The organism is Chryseobacterium sp. RU37D, assembly GCF_900156075.1.
Lineage (GTDB): Bacteria > Bacteroidota > Bacteroidia > Flavobacteriales > Weeksellaceae > Chryseobacterium.
In genome coordinates, this window is sequence record NZ_FTMM01000018.1 from 1 (window position 1) to 19,007 (window position 19,007).

Consider the following 19,007-nt stretch of genomic DNA (forward strand, 5'->3'; position numbering starts at 1 on the left):
ATAAGATTTGAAACGTTGGATATTACTTGGAAGAATCTGCATTTTTTAGCATTTTCTTTAAGATTAATCAAAAAATTAAAAGTTTAAACAACTTCATTGATAATACTTTCATCCTCATTCTTCTATCTTCCAACTTTTGACAAAATCAGGATAATTTAAAATACAATTATCATTTAGTTCAAGATCAGTTTACAAACAATATCTACTTTCGCTTCCAATAAAAGTGAACATGAAAAAATTCTTAGTACCCTTTCTTGCTAGTGTTACTTTAACGGCCTGCAATGATGATAATGTGAGCAATCAGGATATTAACTACTCTAAGCTTCCACAGGAATTTCCTTTCTCCACGCTGGTAACGTTAAACGGAATTAATGTGATCAATGGCGGCTTTGGTTCAGGGGCTACGGCCCATCCCAGCCGGAAAGGAGAATTTTATGTAATCACCGATCGTGGCCCAAATGTAGCCTATTCCAACGGTATCAAAATCCTTGTTCCAAATTTTACGCCGACGATTATGCATTTTAAAATTAATGCAGATGGAAACATAGAAGTGATCAAATATATTAAACTTAAAAATCCTTCCGGGCTGCCCATTACAGGCCTTCCAAATCCTACAGGTATGGGAAGCACGGGAGAAACTGCCTATGCTGCAGATGGAAGTGTCTTGGGGACGGATTCTTATGGGCTTGACAGTGAAAGTATTGTAGCTGCAGCAGACGGAACATTTTGGGTTTCTGATGAATACGGCCCTCATATTGTTCATTACAGTGCAGATGGAGTCGAAATGGAAAGGATCAGCCCTATCGGTGTGAATACGGGTACAAGAAAACTGCCGGCTGTTTTTGCAAAGAGAAGACCCAACCGTGGAATGGAGGGAATGTGCATGACACCCGACGGGAAAATACTGGTAGGAACGATGCAGTCTACCATGTATGTACCGACAAAAGCGCTCGCAATCAACACTACGCTGACCAGAATTGTAACGTTTGACATCGCAACGGGGCAGACAAAACAATATTTATATAAACAGGATGGCGGAGCTTCTGATTCTGTCTGTGATATTACTCCGATAAGCAATACGGAGTTCTTGGTCATTGAACGGGATGGGAATTTCGGTTCTGCTGGCGGACTTAAAAAAGTTTACAGAATAAATATAGCCGGAGCTACGGATGTTTCCGGAACTGATCTTTCGGCCGTGGACGGAATGAAGATCAACGGGAAGGCACTGGAGCAGTCTACCTGGGATGAAATCAATACCGCAGGAATAAAGCCCGTAACTAAGGTTTTAGCTGTTGATTTAGTTGCCAAGCTGGGTTATGAGCATGATAAGTTTGAAGGAATTGTGTATTTAGGAAATAATAAGCTGGCTGTTTTTAATGATGATGATTTCGGTGTTGCCGATGATGGAAATGGAAATCCAAAAACGAAAATTCTCCCTAAAACTGGGAAACAGGATAAAGGGACAATGTATATAGTCGATATTCAATAATTAGATTTTGTAAAAAGTGGCGGCATCGAAGATGCCGCCGCTTTTTAATTATTTATATCTGTGGGAAAAATAAATTAATTAAAAGCTTCAATAATTTTAGAGAAATCTTCTAATTTCAAAGCTGCTCCGCCAATCAATCCACCATCAATGTCAGGTTGAGAGAAAATTTCCTTTGCGTTATCAGGCTTTACTGATCCGCCGTAAAGAATGGAAACTTCATCAGCTACTTCCTGTCCGTATTTCGCAGCGATAATGCTTCTGATGTGAGCGTGAATTTCCTGAGCCTGTTCAGGAGTTGCTGTTTCCCCGGTTCCGATAGCCCAAACCGGCTCATAAGCGATCACTACCTTTTTGATTTCTTCAGCAGAAAGAGTGAAAAGTGCCACTTCGGTCTGGTTTTTTACTACTTCTAAATGCTGTCCGGCTTTTCTTTGGTCTAATGTTTCTCCGTTGCAGTAAATAGGGATTAATCCTTTATCTAAAGCTAATTTGATCTTTCTGTTGCAGTGAGAATCGGTTTCTCCGTGATACTGTCTTCTTTCGGAATGGCCGATCAAAGAACCCGTTGCATCAATTGATTCCAGCATATCTGCAGAAATTTCTCCGGTATAAGCGCCACTTTCATGCTCACTCATATCTTGAGAAAATACACCGATTTCGTCTTTTTCGAAAATATCTTTCGCCATCATTAAATATAAAGACGGAGGTGCAATCCACACTTCACAGTTTGTCGTATTGTTGTTTTTATAGCTTAGTAACTGAACCATTAATTGTTGGGCATCAATTACATTTTTATTCATTTTCCAGTTTCCTGCAACTATTTTTCTTCTCATAGATTTATTTAATTATTTATTTATTAATTCCTTCTAGTTTAAACATGAAAGCATATACCAAAGCTAGATCCTTAAGATAATCAAATCTTCCGGAAGCTCCACCGTGACCATAATCCATATCTGTTTTTAATAACAAGACGTTTTTGTCTGTTTTTAGATTTCTCATTTTTGCGACCCATTTTGCAGGTTCAAAATATTGCACTTGAGAGTCATGCAGACCTGTTGTTACTAAAATATTAGGATAATTTTTCTTTTCTACATTTTCATACGGAGAATAAGACTTCATATAGAAATAAGCCTCTTTATTATTAGGATTTCCCCATTCATCGTATTCATTGGTCGTCAATGGAATGCTTTCATCAAGCATTGTATTCACCACATCTACAAACGGAACCTGTGAAACTACACCGTTCCATAAATTTGGATTCATATTCACAACAGCTCCCATGAGTAATCCTCCTGCACTTCTTCCTTGAGCATACAAATGTTTTGGAGAAGTATATTTTTCTTTAACCAAATATTCTCCTGTGTTGATGAAGTCGGTAAAAGTATTTTTCTTCATCATCATTTTCCCATCCTCATACCATTGTCTCCCCATTTCCTGACCACCTCTTATGTGTGCAACTGCAAAAGCAAATCCTCTGTTTAAAAGACTTAATCTGGAACTATTAAAGGTGGCATCCATAGAATAACCATAGGAACCATAGCCGTAAAGAAGGAGAGGGCCTTTACCGTCTTTTTTATATCCTTTTTTATAAACAATGGAAATAGGAATTTTAGTACCGTCATTAGCTGTGGCTAGGAGCCTTTCTGTTATGTAATTTTGCTTGTCATAACCACCGACTACTTCCTGTTGTTTCAGTAATGTTCTTTTTCCTGTTTTTAAATCCTGTTCGTATTGAGAATTAGGAGTAATCATAGATGTGTAAACAAACCTGAAATTATCTGTGTTGTACTCAGGATTGTCTGCTCCTGAGATTGTATAAGTTGGCTCATCGAACTTCAAAAATTCCTTTTTACCGGTTTTTCGGTCAAAAATTACAAGCTGAGTAAGCCCATTTTGCCTTTCTGTGAATACAAGATAATTTTTAAATGGGTCAACATTCTGCATAAGTACATCATTTCTGTGTGGAATAAAATCTTTCCAGTTTTCAACACTTGTTTTGTCTAAAGGAGTTTCTACAATTTTGAAATTGAGTGCATCTTTATTGGTTCTGATTAAGAATTTGTCTTCTAACGAGGTCACCGTGTACAAAACATTTTTCAATCTCGGCTGGAAGATTATAAATTCTTCATTTGGTTTATCAGCATCTAAGAATCTTGTTTCAGAAGAGGTTGTTGCGCCTGAATAGATTAGAATAAATTTTTGATTTTTTGATTTGTATACAGAAATATAGTTGGTTTTATCTTTTTCTTCATATACTGTAATATCTTTATTGGAATCTGTTCCCAATGTATGTCTTTTAATTTTTTCTGATAAAAGGGTAACAGGATTATTTTGCGTGTAAAAAATAGTTTTATTATCATTAGCCCATTCGGATGAACCACTGGTATCTTTAATTCCCAGATAGGTTATTGTTCCTGTTTCAAGATCTTTTAGAAACAGCTTATATTGTCTTCTTGAAACATCATCAACAGCATAGATCATTTTACTATTATCCGGACTAATGCTGAAGTCTGTAGCAGAGTAATAAGGATGACCTTCGGCAAGCTTATCTACATCAAGAAGGATTTCTTCAGTAGCACTAAGACTGCCTTTTTTTCTGCAATATTTGAAATACTGTTTTCCTGGTTCCGTTCGGGTATAATAATAGTAGCCATTTTTGAAGACGGGTACAGACTCATCTTTTTCCTTTATTCTTGCCTTCATTTCTTGAAAAAGCAGATTTCTGAAAGACTCTGTATCCTTCATCATTTCTTCTAAATAGCTGTTTTCAGCTTTCAGATAGTCAACTACTTTAGTAGAATCTTTTCCTTTCTTAAAATAATCGATCATCCAATAATAAGGATCGTTTACCTTATCAGAGTGAATGTCTCTGATGTGTTCCTGCTTATCGGCAATTGGTGCTTTAAGGTCTGGCCACTTTTGAGCTTGCATTGTTGAAATACTCATGATTAATAAACCGAAATAAATTTTTCTCATATTTATGTATTATTTATTAAAAGTCAGAAATCAGTATTATTTAGTTCTTACTGATTTCTAGCTTTTTTAGATTTAATTAATTTTCCAGAGGTTTTTCAAAAGCGTATAAAAAATATGCTCTTCATCAGTCACTTTATTATCGGCTTTAATCAACGTTTTTGCAAATTGTATAAAACTCAGACGCTCTTCTTCCGTGGAATCATCGTAGAAGCAGCGGGCATGGAATTCAAAATGATCTTTCCATTCTTCCGGCTTTAATAAAGCGATTACTTCGAGCTCATTATCCAAATTTATTTTAAAAGGAAACTCATCAGCAAGATACTGCTGGACAAGCATTCCTTCTTCTGGGGCAAACTCCCCGTCCACAGAGGAAAGTATCATTAATAAGTGGTAACCGGCGATCGGTTTATTTGACTTTTGCATTTTTAAATTTATAGTTTAAAGTTTAGTGTTTAATCTTTTTTATTTTGGGTTTCGGGATTCTCGGTTAAAATCTACGATTGGTTATTTCACATAATCTTTTGCAGGCTGCTTATCCACAATTTTGCCATTTTGTAAAACTAAAACAAAAGGATTGCTTCTCGCGATAGTTTTAATGGCGGTTCCGTCCATCATCATATTTTTAATGGTTTTAAAAGTATTAGGATCAGTGGAAACTCCATATACTACATTGGCTCCCTGGCTATTAACTTTAGCTTCTACCTGCTTTAGCAGATTTTGGGAAACATCTTTCGGGTGATAAGAGAAAACAAGGATAGCTTTTGGGGCATTGATGACCTCGTCAGTTACTTCCATTCCGGTTGGATCTTCAATTTTAAACTTTACGATTTCAGATTTATAACCTTCTTTTACCAGCACAGATTCATTTTTTCCTTCTTCAATTTTCCATGGTGACCCTTCTGCCCAATATTCTGTTTTCTTGATATAATCGTCTTGGTTTACCTTTAAAACCTCTCCGGTTTTCTGATTTTTAAGAGAGTAAAAAGTTTTATATTCAGAAGGGTTTTTGTTGATTTTTTCCTTTTCAGCTTTCAAGTCTGTCCCGATTTTATAATCACGGAAATCAATAAGCGGCTCATGTGCAATTCCTTGATACATTACGTAAACCATTACAAAAGAAAATACCCCTAAAAGAATATACTTAAATGTATCCGGTGAATTTCTTCTTTGGTCAGAACTATACTCGTCTTTTCTTCCGAACTCTTTTCTGTGGAGAATAAATACTATAATTAATCCTGAAAGTAGTACAATATCCTTAATAAAGCTCTGCCATGGTGTAAATTTTATAGCATCCCCGAAACATCCGCAATCCGTTACTACATTGTAATAAGCGGAATAGAAGGTAAGGAATCCAAAGAAAATACAAAGGGCAATTAATGTGGAAAGGGTGAACTTAAGCTTTAATTTTAATAAAAGCATAAACCCTAAAAAAAGCTCTAAAACCACTACAATGATTGACAGCGGAAGGGCAAATTTTTCAAAAAAAAGCATATTAAAAACAGCAGGAGAGAAGTATTCTTCCATTTTAAAGGAAAAACCTACCAGATCCACCGCTTTTACAAATCCAGAAAGGATGAAAATAACAGCAATAACGAAACGTAATAAACCTTTTATCATATTAAATAGTTTTAGATTCAACATTGTTTTCTTTTTCAGAGAATTTTATTAAGCAGAATACTGCGTAGTTCAGCATATCAAAATAATTGGCGTTTAGGCCTTCTGAAACAATGGTAACTCCTTGATTGTCTTCAATTTGTTTTGTTCTTAAAACTTTCTGGTAAATTAAATCCGTAATAGAAGAAATTCTCATGTCTCTCCACGCTTCCCCATAATCATGGTTTTTTCTTTCCATTAATTGCTGAGCTTCAGCGGAATATTTATCGTAAAGATTCAAAATCTCCTCTTTATTTTCGTTAAAATCATTAGAAAAGCCTTTTTCAAGCTGTATAAGTCCAATAATTGAATAGTTGACAATAGCAATGAATTCATCTTCTTCGCTTTCATCAACCATTTTTTTGTCGGTCATCTGTAATGTACGGATTCTGTTGACTTTAATATAAATCTGGTCCGTAATAGAACTTGGCCTTAAAACCCGCCACGCAGCACCGTAATCCTGTAATTTTTTGCTGAAAAGTTCACGGCACTGATCAATAATTTTCTCGAACTGTATTGATGTATCTGACATAAATCCTCTTAATCTTCCAAATATACGAATTAGGTTTTAGGTAGCAGAGATCGAGGCTCAGTTTTTTGGCTTGAAGTTGGAGTTTATAGAGCAGAATAGTATTTTTGCGATATGCAAAATCGTTTCTCATCTATCAATTATCATTCATTAAATTGTAACGGAAGACTGGTTGATCTGTCGACTCCAAAAATCATGGGAATTCTGAATCTTACACCGGATTCTTTTTCTGATGGAGGACAATTTAACAACGAAAAATTAGCACTAGAGTATGCCGGGAAGTTACTGAAAGAAGGTGCGGAAATTATTGATATCGGGCCGCAGTCAACACGCCCGAAAGCAGATTTTTTAAGCAGCGAAGAAGAAATAAGAAGAATCGGGAATGTTATTTCTTTAATAAAAAAAGAATTTCCGCAGGCATTGGTATCATTAGATACTTTTTATGCTGAAACTGTAAGGTTCGGCTTTGATGAAGGAATTGATATTATTAATGATATTTCGGGAGGCCATTATGATGATAAAATGTTTGATACAGCGGTAGAAACAAAATTGCCTTATATTTTAATGCATGTAAATCCTTTATATGAAATGATGCACAGTAAAATAAAATTCGCGGATATTACTCTTTCTGTGAATCAGTATTTTTCTGAAAAAACGTTGGAGCTATTAGAAAAAGGGGTGACAGACATTATTATTGATCCCGGTATTGGCTTCGGAAAAACGGTGGAAGATCAGATTAAAATAATAGATGAGACAAGATTTTTAGGTTTTGAAAAATTTCCTTTATTAATTGGGATTTCGAGAAAATCTTTCATTTACAAGCCTTTGAAAAAATCACCTTTGGATATTAATAACGAGACACAAAAACTTCACATGAAAGTTTTAGAGCAGGGCGCAAAAATTTTACGCGTTCATGATATTGCTGAAGCAAAGAAAACAGTTGATGCTTTTTTGAGCTATCAATTATGAGTTAATACTTATGAGTTTGAGGAGTTATAATTAATTAAGGTTCGCTAGCTTATCTGCAAACTGTTTTGAAAATTCTTTTCTGTCTTCTTCCAATTTTTCCTTATTTGATGGTAAAATGTAGTTGAATAATGTTTTTTCTTCATTATCCAGAAAGATGATTTCTTTTTCATTTCCGTCAATCATTTGGGAGAAAATTTCCCACATGGAAGTGTCTTTTAGCTTTAATAATTCGAAGAATTGTTCTGCTTTTATTTCTATTTTCTGCATTGTATTCTGATTATTTTTGTTGCTCATTACTAATTTCTATTTATCTACCACCCGTCAAAAATCCTTTGAATTTTTACCACTCCTCCGGAGGAGAGAAATTTTCAATGTACGAAATTAAAATTCTAATAATTTTAATTTAAACTGCACGGCAAAGTTTTGCATAAAATTTGGGGTTGTATAGTATCCGACTCTGTAAAATAATCCCAGATTAAAGTAAGAAGAAAGAAAATTATTCCATTCAAGCCCAACTTCCTGATAGAGATGATCCAGGGGTCTGAATTTAAACTGGTGATCTTCCGGGTGATTCATATTTCCAATCGTTCCTCTTAAAACAAAATCAAAGCTTGTAATATTCTTCCCGAAACTTTTAAAGTAAAAAGGAAGCTTATGGGTAAAATAATACGCTATAAACTTATCATTGTAGTATTTTCCGCCCTCCAATGTTGCAAAACCAAGGAATGAGGTAAGGTTAAAGTTAAAATCTTTTCCTGGTGAAGCAAGCCCGTTCATTGTGAAGTTTTTCCAGATCGGGGCACCCCCGAAAACCATTCCTCCGTATAATCTGAAACCGGTAGTTCCTAGCATTGTTTTGAAATTATGTACGAAAAGCGCATCAAATCGGGCATAGGTAAGGTCTCCACCGAAAATTTTATAGCTTTGTTCATAATTAAAATACAGTTCAGGATATTTCTGGTCTATCAGAGATTTTCCCTGCGGTGTCATTATATTGGTGGAATTTGGAGAATATTTTAAAGTAAATAACGTATTAATGTTATCAAACGACGAGCCTCTCTCCCTGAATGAGTAATCAAATAAGGCTTCTTCAATATTTCTTCTTGCTGCGAAAACGAGTGTTAACCCGTTGGTTATATCATTTAGATAAGAAACGGATGCTCCTTTGTATCGGTAATAACGGTCGTTATTCAGGTTATTTCCAAAATTGGCCATTCTCATTTTAAAATTCCAGAGTCTTCTGTAAAATTCGCCGGAAGCCGTCACATCATCATAATAATCAAGCCTGAAATAAGAATCTTTTACTAAAGAAGTTTTTATATCGAGACCGATTCTGTATTTCCATTTATCATCTTTGAGGCCGTAAGCAAAGGTGTAATCAGGAGAAAAATAAGGACTGAAATTTTCATTAAGTTTAGCTTTTAATCCTAGCCTGAAACCCTCATACGAGTTGAAATTTACGATTTCATCCACTGCAAAATCCAAAATCCCGACTCTGATCTGTCCGTTTAGTAATCCGCTTAAAACCTGTGCCTTACTGTCAATATTGTATTTTTTTCCAAGACTGTCAATGGTCGTATATGTATTTTTTTCGCGCTCGGTGAGAGGATCGGTCCTATATTGGTCCAATGTTTTTCCGGTTATGTTTTTTACGGTAAATGTATAGCCTTCAAAATCTTTTTTATCATTTTCAGCCGGTGATTTGTAATCGAAATATTTTGAGCTTAAAAAAGCATAAGTCCCGAAACTTTGTTTATCTTTTTTCTCATGTTTTTCTTCGGGATGTTTTTTGTCTTCTTCCTGCATTTTCATGTTGCTCATCTTCAATTTTACGGTTTCGCGGGCAAGAAACCATTTATTGTTGAAGAAAGTCCATGTACTGGTAATAATCCCTTCATTTTTATTTTTACTGAAATTTTCGATTTTTTTGATCCCGTAAGTTTTAGTATCAATGTAAATTGCACCGTTATATTTTCTTTTTTTGTCTGGTTTTTTATAATTAACCTCTCTGAAGCGGATGACGAAATTTTTTCTTCCGTCCATTTCAATAGTGTCTGTTAAAAAGAATCTGTAAAGGCCTCTGTTTTCTTGTTTCAGCTGATCCGGAAGCTTGTCTCTGTTGCTTTGCTGAAGAGCGATCATTTCATAAATAGGCTGTTTAAGGCCGGAAATCCTGTTATCCAGAATGTTGATCTTTTCACCGTAAGTTTTAGAATATAAAAATTCCTGAGCCCTTTCCCAAAGGAATAATTTGCTTTTGGAGAATATTTTTCGGGCAGAAATATTATTTAATGAATCTTTTGTCCTTTTTTTCTTGAAGAAGTCACTGTTTTCAAAAAATTGATTGAATTGCGAAATGCTGTCTTCATCAATATCCAGTGAAACTTTTTCATACGATTTGTAAGAGTAGGAATCAAGAGTTTTTGGAGAATTTTCCCTGAAAAAATGATTTACCTTTTTTAAAATTTCCAGAGCCTTGGGATCGCTTTTATCCTGAATGATAACACCTTCAATAGATGTAACTTTTGATTGTGAAAAACCAAAAATGCAGGTCTGTAAAAATAAAAGCAATAAAATCCTTTTCATAGAAAAAACTGACTCAAAATTAATAATATTTATTGTTACATAAAAGTTTTATTAATTGATATTAATATGATGTCTCATTGGATTTTTCTCTTAAAAAATAAAAAAGAAACTCCCGAAATTCCCGGGAGTTCCAAATGTTGAGATAAATTTAAACTTAAAGGTTCATTTTTTATATGAGATCTTTTGTCACTTTAAAATTGGGTTTACGAAGAACATTATCATAAGTGGATGTCAATGGGGCGTCCCTGTCGATTGCATAAGAAAATACTCCGCCTTTTCTTCCGTGTACAGGCTGCCAGGCTGCAAAATCATAAGCTCTTCCGGTACCATTCTGAGGGTAGGTCACATCATTCCAGTAATTTCCGGGATATCCGTTTTCCTCATAAAATGAGAAGCCGGGAAGGAATTTCTCCATGCTAATATACGGTGCATACATTCCCGAAATTGTTGTAAGATAAGATGTGCTGTTTCCATAAGCCTGAAGAAACACAAAGTTGTACCGGGAAGATGTCTGAGTAAAAAAAGAGGTGGGAGGCATATTGGTATCGTATACAAATATTTTACCTGTTGAAGATTTGGGGCCAAAATATTTTGAAAGAGCTTTTGCTGCTGCTACGAATTTGGTAAGGTTCGCCCCAATAGGATTGCTCTCAACATCTATATCGATGCCGTCCAGATTGTATTGGCCTACCCATTTATTATATATTCCTTTTGCCCAGGCAGAATAACCGATAGAATCCTGAGTTCCGCTGGTTGTTGCGCTGCTTAGATCTCCAAGGGTAATGATTGCTTTTGTTCCTCTTTTATGGAGATGAGGAACATATTTTGTCTTCAATGTATTCCAGTAAGGATTATTGTCCGGAGTAAAGTCCGGAAAAACCATTACCATATCAAGGCTGTCCGGAAGCCACCTCATTGTAGGGAGATTTCCGCTTGCTGTAGCGCTGTCACGCCATGTCCGGTAATATCCTACAGAGAGCTGATGATTACTGTTTTTGTAAGCAATAAGCTTTTCGAAATATTGATCTTTGACTGGTGCAGATGGTTGAAAATCAGACTCATATTCACTTCTACATTGGGTAAGGAACATCATACCTATGGTAAAGCACCATACAAAATAGTAATTTGTAGTTTTCATCATTTGTTGATTTAATTTTTACTTCTCTAAAATAGGAAAAAAACTTAAATCAACAAATGAAGGTGGAATATTTTGTAAATAATTAAATATTTAAAGCTTTTTGATAAGCATTCTCTAATCCGTCAATATTTTTTCCTCCTGCTGTTGCGAAGCCCGGGTTTCCGCCGCCGCCGCCCTGGATTTCTTTAGCCAAATCTTTTACGATAGCACCAGCCTGATAATTGGTTGCCAAGTCATCAGAAACGCCAACCGTAATCATCGGTTTTCCGTCTGCATCAGAAAGAATAATCGTCACAGAAGCTGGGATTTCTTTCTTCAATTGGAACACGATATCCTTTACAGAACCCGCATCAAGGGAGGTTTTCTTCACTAAAAGCTGCTTGTCGCCTTTTTGTTGGTAAGCGTTTTTCCAGTCACCGATTTCCCCTTTTGCTTTTTCTTTTTTCAAGGCGTCAACCTCAGATTTTAATGAAGTGTTTTCTTCGATTAATTTTTCGATGGATTTTACAATATCCTTAGATTTTAACAATTGAGAAAGCTCGCTGATCTGTTTTTCCAAATTTTTGAAATATTCCTCAGCTTTATCTCCCGAAATAGCTTCAATCCTTCTGATTCCTGCTGCTGCAGAGCTTTCAGAAACAATTTTAAAATAACCGATCTCTATTGTGTTTTTTACATGGGTACCTCCACAAAGTTCTTTTGAGCTTCCAAACTGGATCATTCTTACATTATCACCATATTTTTCACCGAACAAAGCCATTGCGCCTCTGTCCAAAGCCTCCTGAATAGGGATATTTCTAAATTCCTGTAAAGCAATGCTTCCCTTGATCTTTTGATTCACTTTATCTTCAACCAAAGTGAGTTCTTCCTCTGTCATTTTACTGAAGTGCGAGAAATCAAAACGCAGATAATCAGGGCCTACAAATGAACCTTTCTGCTCAACATGCGTACCTAGAACTTCTCTTAAAGCTTCGTGCAGTAAGTGCGTTACAGAGTGGTTAGCCTGAGAATTTTTTCTGTCGGTTGCATTTACTTTTGCGTAGAAAAGTGCGCCTGCATCTTTTGGAAGGCCATTGATCAAAGAAATAATCAAACCGTTTTCCTTTTTTGTATCTAAAACTTCAAAGCTTTCTGCAGCATTTTCAAGGACACCTTTATCACCGATTTGCCCTCCGCCTTCCGGATAGAAAGGGGATTCGCTTAATACAATCTGATAAAATTCGCCGTCTTTATTTTCTACTTTTCTGTATCTTGTAATATAAGTTTCAGATTCAAATTGGTCATAGCCGACAAACTTTTCGTCTCTTTCCTCTAACGAAACCCAGTCGTAAACTTTTTGGGCAGAATCAGCTTTTGAACGTTGTTTTTGTTCATTTAAGGCCTGTTCGAAGCCTTTTTCATCAATGGTTAATCCTTTTTCCTCAGCGATAATTCTCGTTAAATCATCCGGGAAGCCATAAGTATCGTACAATTCGAAAACTTCTTCTGTTGGAAGCACCTTAGTATTGTTGGCAATCGTCTGCTGGATGAGTTTTTCAACTCTTATTAATCCGTTTTCAATCGTTCTTAAGAAAGATTCTTCTTCACTTTTAATTACTTCCTTTACCAAAGTTCCCTGTTTTTCAAGTTCCGGGAAGAATTTACCCATTTGTTCCTGAAGAACGGCAACTAATTGATAAAGGAAAGGTTCTTTCATATCAAGGAATCGGTAAGAATAAGAAATTCCTCTTCTTAAAATTCTTCTGATCACATAACCGGCACCCCCGTTTGAAGGCAACTGTCCATCTGCAATCGCGAAAGAAACCGCTCTGATGTGGTCTACCACAACACGGATGGCGATGTCTTTTTCAACTTCTAAAATTCCAGTATATTTTTTACTGGAAAGTTCCTCAACTTTAGCAATTAAAGGTGTGAAAACATCCGTATCATAGTTGGAAGATTTCCCCTGAAGCGCCATACAAAGACGTTCGAAGCCCATTCCTGTATCCACGTGCTGTGCAGGAAGTTTTTCCAATGATTTATCTGCTTTTCTGTTGAATTCCATGAATACCAGGTTCCAGACTTCCACTACCTGAGGATGGTCATTATTCACCAAAGTGATTCCGGGAACCGCCGCTTTTTCTTCCGGTGTTCTTAAATCAACGTGGATTTCCGAGCAAGGTCCGCAAGGCCCACTTTCACCCATTTCCCAGAAATTATCTTTTTTATTTCCGTTAATAATTCTGTCTTCTGAAATATGAGATTTCCAGAAATCATAAGCATCCTGATCTCTTTCCAGATTTTCGGATTCATCACCTTCAAAAATGGTTACATAAAGATTCTCTTTCGGAATTCCGTAAACTTCTGTTAGCAATTCCCAGGCAAAAGCAATAGCATCTTTTTTGAAATAATCACCAAAAGACCAATTCCCCAGCATCTCAAACATGGTATGGTGATAAGTATCTCTACCTACATCATCCAAATCGTTATGTTTTCCTGAAACTCTCAGGCATTTCTGTGTATCAGCAATTCTTGGGGCTTTAGGCTCTTTGTAACCTAAAAAATAGTCTTTGAACTGCGTCATTCCTGAGTTGGAAAACATAAGGGTAGGGTCGTCTTTCAGGACAATAGGTGCAGAAGGAACGATAAGGTGGCCTTTACTTTTAAAATAATCTAAAAATTTTTGACGAATCTCTTGTGATGTCATAATGATATATTGCTTTGCTTTTTACAATTTTTTGATAGGATGCAAATTTAATATTTTTTAGCTGATTTTTAGGAGCTTTTTCCCGCTTTCCGTTACAATCTTTTTTTCAAAAAAGGATTTCCACTGCAATCGGGGCTAGGGGTGAAAGGACTGGTGGCTTCGAGTTCCCTCAGCCACCATAGAAATGACAGTCTTTTTCACTCATTTATTTTTTTAAGAAACCTAACAGGTTTTCAAAACCTGTTAGGTTTGATCGCATAAAATTTTGTTGATTTCCTTTTAACTTATTATCTTCGTTACCGTCTGAAAAAGATAAAAGTTAATATGACAAAAAACGAAACACTCAAAAGCTGGGTTGAGCAGCATTCTGGGCCACTGCTGAGAAGGGCAATCTATCTGCTTTCGGATAAAGTAGAGGCGGAAGATATTGTTCAGGAAGTTTTTATTGCTGCCGTTTCGTCTTATGATTCATTTGAAGGGAAAAGTCAGCCTTTGACGTGGCTCATGACTATTTTAAACAGAAAAGTAGCTGATTTTTACCGAAAAAAATATAAATCTGAGCCGGAAATCAAGCTGGATCACTTTTTCGACGAAACAGGATCCTGGAAAAACAATGATGTTTTGAATGACTGGAATGCTTCGGAGAAAGAAAACGAACTCCTGGATGATTCGGATTTTAATAAAACATTAGAAGATTGTATAGAAGATCTGCCTTCCAGATGGAAAATTCCCATGAAGATGTATTACCTTGAAGAAAAAAAAGCACCCGAAGTGAGTCAGGAATTGAATATTTCTACGACTAATCTTTGGAAGATTTTACAGCGAAGCAGAATGCAGCTGAGAGAGTGTCTGGAGTTTAACTGGTTTGCAAAGTCATAAGTCATTAAAAATGTTACAAAAATTCATTCATATCATTTTTTTACCATGCAGTGAAGCAACTTTACTCATGGAAAAGCGAAATGCGGAAAACATTTCTCCGAAAGAGAATTGGAAACTTTCTGTACACCTGAAGATATGCAAATGGTGCAGGGCTTATAAAGAAAAACTGGAAATCTTAGATACGATTCTTAAAAGAAAGTTTTCAAAAGAAGAAGATGTGAAAATTAAAGATTCTGAAATTCAAGGTTTTAAAGATGAAGTGCTAAAAAAATTAAATATTTGAGAATAATTCTGTCAGGATTTTAAAATGGTTCCGACTATACTTTTGAAAATAAATAAAGTATTAATTTAAAATCGTAAAGATATGAACGGAACTATAAAATTCAACCAAAAAAGCCCGACTTATAAACTGGGATATTATATTTCTCTATTCGGAGCGGCACTTATTCTCTTGTGGATTGGGATTTTTAAATTCACTCCCACAGAAGCTCAGGCTATAAAACCTTTAGTAGAAAACCATTTTCTCACATGCTTTGTATATGATTTTGCAAGTGTTCAGACTGTGTCAAATGCTATCGGAGCGATAGAAATTATCATTGCCTTACTGCTGGTATTTAGTGTGAAATTTGCATCATTGAAAAGGTTCGCGGGAATAGGTATGGTGATTACCTTTTTGATTACGTTAAGTTATTTATTTACCACTCCGGGCGTCTGGAAAATAGTAGACGGAGTTCCCGTGACAGATTTTTTCATCTTGAAAGATCTGATGCTTTTAGGTTTTGGTTTAATGATATTAAATGAAAGAAAATGAATACAAATAACAAGATAAAAATGAAAAATATATTAATATTACTCGGAATGTTTCTGGGAATAGCAGTATTTGCAGCCAGCTGCGGAGATTCAAAGAAATTGAAATCTTCAGAAATTAAAAAAGAAAATGAGACCAATATGGATACTAAAAATGTAAAAGAAATCTATTTTGCAGGGGGATGTTTTTGGGGTACGGAGCACTTTTTTCAACAGATCAGAGGGGTGGTAGGAACTGAAGTTGGCTATGCCAACGGAAACAAGGAAAATCCTACTTATGAAGAAGTGATCAGCCATACGACAGGCTTTGCGGAAACCGTAAAAGTGAAATATGATCCTGAGCAGGTGGATCTTAGGCTTTTAATTGATTTATATTTTAAAACAATTGACCCAACAAGCTTGAATAAGCAGGGCAACGACCGCGGAGATCAGTACAGAACAGGAATTTACTCTACAGATAAGGAAGCGGAAGCTATTGTAAAAGAAGAAGTTCAGAAATTAGCTAAAAATTATACAAAACCTGTACTGGTAGAAACAATTCCGTTGAAAAATTTCTACAGAGCGGAAGATTATCATCAGGATTATCTGGATAAAAATCCAGGAGGCTACTGCCACATCGAGCCGGGGCTTTTTGAAATGGCAAGAAATGCAAACCCTCCTAAAAAACAAACCCAAGAAACAAAATACCAAAAGCAGGATAAAAAAGTTTTAAAAGAAAAACTGACTGCAGAACAATACAACGTAACTCAGGAAAACGGTACGGAAAGACCTTTCCAGAACGAATATTGGGACGAAACACGTGAAGGAATTTATGTAGATATTACAACAGGAGAACCATTATTTATTTCAACCGATAAGTTTGAATCCGGCTGTGGATGGCCAAGTTTTTCAAAGCCAATTACGAAACAATTAATTGATGAAAAATTAGACCGTACCCACGGAATGACAAGGGTAGAAGTAAGAAGTAAAACCGGAGATGCGCATTTGGGACACGTTTTCAATGACGGACCAGCCGATAAAGGCGGACTTCGCTACTGTATCAATTCTGCTTCCCTGAAGTTTATCCCAAAAGCGGAAATGAAAGAGAAAGGCTATGGAGAATATATTTCTCTTCTTGATAAAAAATAAGTGTAATAAAAAGTGTAAGTGATTGAACGACTGTCGAAAGGCAGTCTTTTTTTGTAACTGTATACATGAAAAAAGTGATCCAAAACCAGACTACCTTATTTTTAAATGAATATGACAGACTTTATTTAAGCATTAAGAAATTAAGATTAATTGCTTTGGAAAATATAGATAAGAAATTAAGATTAGTTTTATCCCTAATAAATCTTATGTAAAATCAATGAATTGATTTCTTAATTCATAAAAAAAGCTATTCGTCTCTTAAATTCTTAATGTTAAAAATATCTTAATTTAAGTTCGGACAAATTTAATCTTTCAATCAAGAGATTACCAATCTCTTTTTCTCAAAACCCAATAAGATCCTAAAATAAAAATCCCGCACCATACCAAACACGCAATCAGATTTTCTGTAGGATAATGGAATTCGTATTTTAAACCCATCATTTTGGCCATATTCAGCCTTATCATTGGATTGGGAATTAGTCTTGACATACTTTCCAAGGGTAAATAATCCGTATAGAAAATACTGTTTTTAATAGCTTCCATTTGCTGTGCCCCTTTCAAGCCGCCTATTTTCTGGTACATTTCAATCTTATTTACAATATTTTCAGCGATCCAATACACAAAAAAGGCAAGGAAAACAAACATGGATTTTCTCAATACAACAGAAAGAAATAAGAGAAAACAGAAGAAAGTAAATAATTTCACAAAATAATTTCCGATAAAGAAAATCTCCTCAAACACTTTTTCAGAGTTCGTTGTGGCAGAATAGGTATAGCCTAGAAACATCGTAATTGCAAAAACAATAATGGTGGAAATAACAGTGAAAACCGTAATGGTCCATAGCTTACAAAGAATAAATTCTTTTCTGCTCAATCCGTCAATAATGTTTTGCTTAAACATTCTGTTGCTGAATTCCTGCGAAATGGAAAAAACAATGATTAATCCTAAGAATATTTTCAATAAAGCAACTATCCATGTCGTAAAATTCCATATTTCAGGGAAATTATACATTCCCTGTTCTTTCAGGTTGATCGGACTTCCAAAAAGGTTCATATCAAACAACCCGATGCAAAGAAAAGCAATAAGGATCGCAAAATAAAGAGCGGTAAAAATCTTGAATGGTCTATAATTCAGATTTTTATAATATTCTAGTTTTAATAATTTTATCATAGTTACTTTGTATTTTTTACAAGTTCAAGGAATTGAGATTCAAGAGACAGTTTTTTTCTTACCAGATGTGATAAAAAAATACCTTTTTCAGTAAGCTTCTGATTTAAAGTTGATGCCGAGATGGATGTATCATCCTTTATCTGGGCTTTCAGGAGGTCACCATCCTGATTCACCGCTGAAAACCATTGCAATTCATTCAAAGTATTCAAGAGCAAGGTATTGTTGTCGGCTTTCAATTCAAAATAACCGTTATTGGCTGTCATTTCATCCACCCTTCCACAATAAATGGAGTTTCCTTCTTTTAAAACAATTACATGGCTGCATATTTTTTCTATTTCATCTAAAAGATGACTTGCAATAATGATGGTAATGCCCTGTTTTGCAATATTGCTGATGATCTCCCTGATCTGGATAATTCCCTCAGGATCAAGCCCGTTGGTAGGTTCATCAAGAATTAAAACTTCAGGGTTGTTCAGCATGGCAGAAGCAATAGCAAGACGCTGTTTCATCCCAAGTGAATAGGTTTTAAAGGTATCTTTTTTCCTTTCCAGAAGGCCGACTGTTTTTAAAACTTCGTCAATTCTGGATGATGGTGCTCCCTTAATTTCCGCAACAATTTTCAGGTTGGTTTCTGCACTCAGATAAGGATAAAAATTTGGCTGTTCGATAATTGCCCCGATTTTTTTCAGTGTTTCAGAATCGGTACCTTCTTTCCCAAACCAGGACCATTCTCCCTGTGTAGGATTAATGGTTGAAAGAAGCATCCCAAAGGTTGTGGATTTCCCGCTTCCGTTTGGTCCTAAAAGCCCATAAACATTACCTTTTTCTACATCAAAAGAAATGTTGTTTACAACGATTCTCTTAAATTTTTTAGTCAAATTCTTTACTGACAAAATTTTTTCCATGTAAATTGTTTTACATAGTAGTAGTCTATATAAACGATATATTGTTACAAATTATATCCTACATCAATAAAGTTTAAGATTTAAAAATGCTA

General features: G+C 35.4%; 17 protein-coding genes. 6 read left to right on the top strand and 11 right to left on the bottom strand.

The features are described from left to right. The first annotated feature begins 229 nt into the window (after positions 1–229). Positions 230–1,489, top strand: coding sequence for an esterase-like activity of phytase family protein (locus tag BW926_RS09705; protein ID WP_076446625.1), 1,260 nt, complete (start codon positions 230–232; stop codon positions 1,487–1,489). A 74-nt stretch (positions 1,490–1,563) separates the two neighbouring features. Here the strand turns inward: BW926_RS09705 and tpiA are convergent, their stop codons facing one another. The 5 genes from tpiA to BW926_RS09730 all read right to left on the bottom strand — a co-directional run bounded on the left by tpiA (position 1,564) and on the right by BW926_RS09730 (position 6,650). Next, positions 1,564–2,322, bottom strand: coding sequence for a triose-phosphate isomerase (gene tpiA, locus BW926_RS09710; RefSeq protein WP_076446627.1), 759 nt, complete (start codon positions 2,320–2,322; stop codon positions 1,564–1,566). Positions 2,323–2,338: 16 nt separating this feature from the next. Further along, positions 2,339–4,465, bottom strand: coding sequence for a S9 family peptidase (locus BW926_RS09715; protein WP_076446629.1), 2,127 nt, complete (start codon positions 4,463–4,465; stop codon positions 2,339–2,341). A 72-nt stretch (positions 4,466–4,537) separates the two neighbouring features. Further along, complete coding sequence (locus BW926_RS09720; RefSeq protein ID WP_076446631.1) at positions 4,538–4,888, bottom strand: TerB family tellurite resistance protein; 351 nt, start codon at positions 4,886–4,888, stop codon at positions 4,538–4,540. 81 nt (positions 4,889–4,969) lie between these two features. Then, positions 4,970–6,082 (bottom strand): BT_3928 family protein, encoded by a 1,113-nt coding sequence (locus BW926_RS09725; RefSeq protein WP_076446732.1) that lies wholly within the window; start codon positions 6,080–6,082, stop codon positions 4,970–4,972. A gap of 1 nt (position 6,083) precedes the next feature. Then, positions 6,084–6,650 (bottom strand): DUF1599 domain-containing protein, encoded by a 567-nt coding sequence (locus BW926_RS09730; RefSeq protein WP_076446633.1) that lies wholly within the window; start codon positions 6,648–6,650, stop codon positions 6,084–6,086. A 111-nt stretch (positions 6,651–6,761) separates the two neighbouring features. Here BW926_RS09730 and folP point away from each other — a divergent pair, with 111 nt between their 5' ends. Further along, entirely contained in the window at positions 6,762–7,616 is an 855-nt protein-coding gene (folP, locus tag BW926_RS09735; protein WP_076446635.1) for a dihydropteroate synthase, read from the top strand. 30 nt (positions 7,617–7,646) lie between these two features. Here the strand turns inward: folP and BW926_RS09740 are convergent, their stop codons facing one another. The 4 genes from BW926_RS09740 to alaS all read right to left on the bottom strand — a co-directional run bounded on the left by BW926_RS09740 (position 7,647) and on the right by alaS (position 14,026). Continuing rightward, positions 7,647–7,910, bottom strand: coding sequence for a hypothetical protein (locus tag BW926_RS09740; protein ID WP_410493253.1), 264 nt, complete (start codon positions 7,908–7,910; stop codon positions 7,647–7,649). A gap of 87 nt (positions 7,911–7,997) precedes the next feature. Beyond that, positions 7,998–10,202: a hypothetical protein gene (locus tag BW926_RS09745; RefSeq protein WP_076446637.1), complete on the bottom strand. Its 2,205-nt coding sequence runs from the start codon at positions 10,200–10,202 to the stop codon at positions 7,998–8,000. 169 nt (positions 10,203–10,371) lie between these two features. Next, a complete protein-coding gene (locus tag BW926_RS09750; protein ID WP_076446736.1) occupies positions 10,372–11,340 on the bottom strand; it encodes an endo-beta-N-acetylglucosaminidase family protein in 969 nt (322 codons plus the stop codon). Positions 11,341–11,422: 82 nt separating this feature from the next. Then, on the bottom strand, positions 11,423–14,026 hold the full coding sequence (gene alaS / locus BW926_RS09755) for an alanine--tRNA ligase (RefSeq protein ID WP_076446639.1): 2,604 nt from the start codon (positions 14,024–14,026) through the stop codon (positions 11,423–11,425). Between the two features lie 324 nt (positions 14,027–14,350). Between alaS and BW926_RS09760 the strand changes: the two genes are divergently transcribed. From BW926_RS09760 to msrB, 4 genes are all read left to right on the top strand, one after another. Further along, complete coding sequence (locus BW926_RS09760; RefSeq protein WP_076446641.1) at positions 14,351–14,905, top strand: RNA polymerase sigma factor; 555 nt, start codon at positions 14,351–14,353, stop codon at positions 14,903–14,905. Positions 14,906–14,915: 10 nt separating this feature from the next. Continuing rightward, positions 14,916–15,188 (top strand): hypothetical protein, encoded by a 273-nt coding sequence (locus BW926_RS09765; RefSeq protein WP_076446642.1) that lies wholly within the window; start codon positions 14,916–14,918, stop codon positions 15,186–15,188. A gap of 81 nt (positions 15,189–15,269) precedes the next feature. After that, positions 15,270–15,716, top strand: coding sequence for a DUF417 family protein (locus tag BW926_RS09770; RefSeq protein ID WP_076446644.1), 447 nt, complete (start codon positions 15,270–15,272; stop codon positions 15,714–15,716). 20 nt (positions 15,717–15,736) lie between these two features. Continuing rightward, positions 15,737–16,840, top strand: a complete 1,104-nt coding sequence (msrB, locus tag BW926_RS09775) for a peptide-methionine (R)-S-oxide reductase MsrB (protein WP_083672298.1) — start codon at positions 15,737–15,739, stop codon at positions 16,838–16,840. A 324-nt stretch (positions 16,841–17,164) separates the two neighbouring features. Here msrB and BW926_RS09780 read toward each other — a convergent pair whose 3' ends face one another. Next, the gene (locus BW926_RS09780) at positions 17,165–18,010 is read right to left on the bottom strand and encodes an ABC transporter permease (RefSeq protein WP_076446646.1); all 846 of its coding nucleotides are present in this window, start codon (positions 18,008–18,010) and stop codon (positions 17,165–17,167) included. A 2-nt stretch (positions 18,011–18,012) separates the two neighbouring features. Then, positions 18,013–18,915 carry an ABC transporter ATP-binding protein gene (locus BW926_RS09785; protein WP_076446648.1) on the bottom strand — a complete coding sequence of 301 codons (903 nt, stop codon included), beginning with the start codon at positions 18,913–18,915 and terminating at the stop codon, positions 18,013–18,015. Between the last annotated feature and the right edge of the window lie 92 nt (positions 18,916–19,007).

Excerpts from the sequence above, each read along its gene's own strand:
- BW926_RS09730 (WP_076446633.1), bottom strand. The coding sequence starts at position 6,650 with ATGTCAGATACATCAATACAGTTCGAGAAAATTATTGATCAGTGCCGT.
- msrB (WP_083672298.1), top strand. The coding sequence starts at position 15,737 with ATGAAAAATATATTAATATTACTCGGAATGTTTCTGGGAATAGCAGTA.
- BW926_RS09785 (WP_076446648.1), bottom strand. The coding sequence starts at position 18,915 with ATGGAAAAAATTTTGTCAGTAAAGAATTTGACTAAAAAATTTAAGAGA.
- alaS (WP_076446639.1), bottom strand. The coding sequence starts at position 14,026 with ATGACATCACAAGAGATTCGTCAAAAATTTTTAGATTATTTTAAAAGT.
- BW926_RS09760 (WP_076446641.1), top strand. The coding sequence starts at position 14,351 with ATGACAAAAAACGAAACACTCAAAAGCTGGGTTGAGCAGCATTCTGGG.
- BW926_RS09780 (WP_076446646.1), bottom strand. The coding sequence starts at position 18,010 with ATGATAAAATTATTAAAACTAGAATATTATAAAAATCTGAATTATAGA.
- folP (WP_076446635.1), top strand. The coding sequence starts at position 6,762 with ATGCAAAATCGTTTCTCATCTATCAATTATCATTCATTAAATTGTAAC.
- BW926_RS09705 (WP_076446625.1), top strand. The coding sequence starts at position 230 with ATGAAAAAATTCTTAGTACCCTTTCTTGCTAGTGTTACTTTAACGGCC.
- BW926_RS09770 (WP_076446644.1), top strand. The coding sequence starts at position 15,270 with ATGAACGGAACTATAAAATTCAACCAAAAAAGCCCGACTTATAAACTG.
- BW926_RS09715 (WP_076446629.1), bottom strand. The coding sequence starts at position 4,465 with ATGAGAAAAATTTATTTCGGTTTATTAATCATGAGTATTTCAACAATG.
- BW926_RS09765 (WP_076446642.1), top strand. The coding sequence starts at position 14,916 with ATGTTACAAAAATTCATTCATATCATTTTTTTACCATGCAGTGAAGCA.
- BW926_RS09720 (WP_076446631.1), bottom strand. The coding sequence starts at position 4,888 with ATGCAAAAGTCAAATAAACCGATCGCCGGTTACCACTTATTAATGATA.
- tpiA (WP_076446627.1), bottom strand. The coding sequence starts at position 2,322 with ATGAGAAGAAAAATAGTTGCAGGAAACTGGAAAATGAATAAAAATGTA.
- BW926_RS09745 (WP_076446637.1), bottom strand. The coding sequence starts at position 10,202 with ATGAAAAGGATTTTATTGCTTTTATTTTTACAGACCTGCATTTTTGGT.
- BW926_RS09750 (WP_076446736.1), bottom strand. The coding sequence starts at position 11,340 with ATGAAAACTACAAATTACTATTTTGTATGGTGCTTTACCATAGGTATG.
- BW926_RS09725 (WP_076446732.1), bottom strand. The coding sequence starts at position 6,082 with ATGATAAAAGGTTTATTACGTTTCGTTATTGCTGTTATTTTCATCCTT.
- BW926_RS09740 (WP_410493253.1), bottom strand. The coding sequence starts at position 7,910 with ATGAGCAACAAAAATAATCAGAATACAATGCAGAAAATAGAAATAAAA.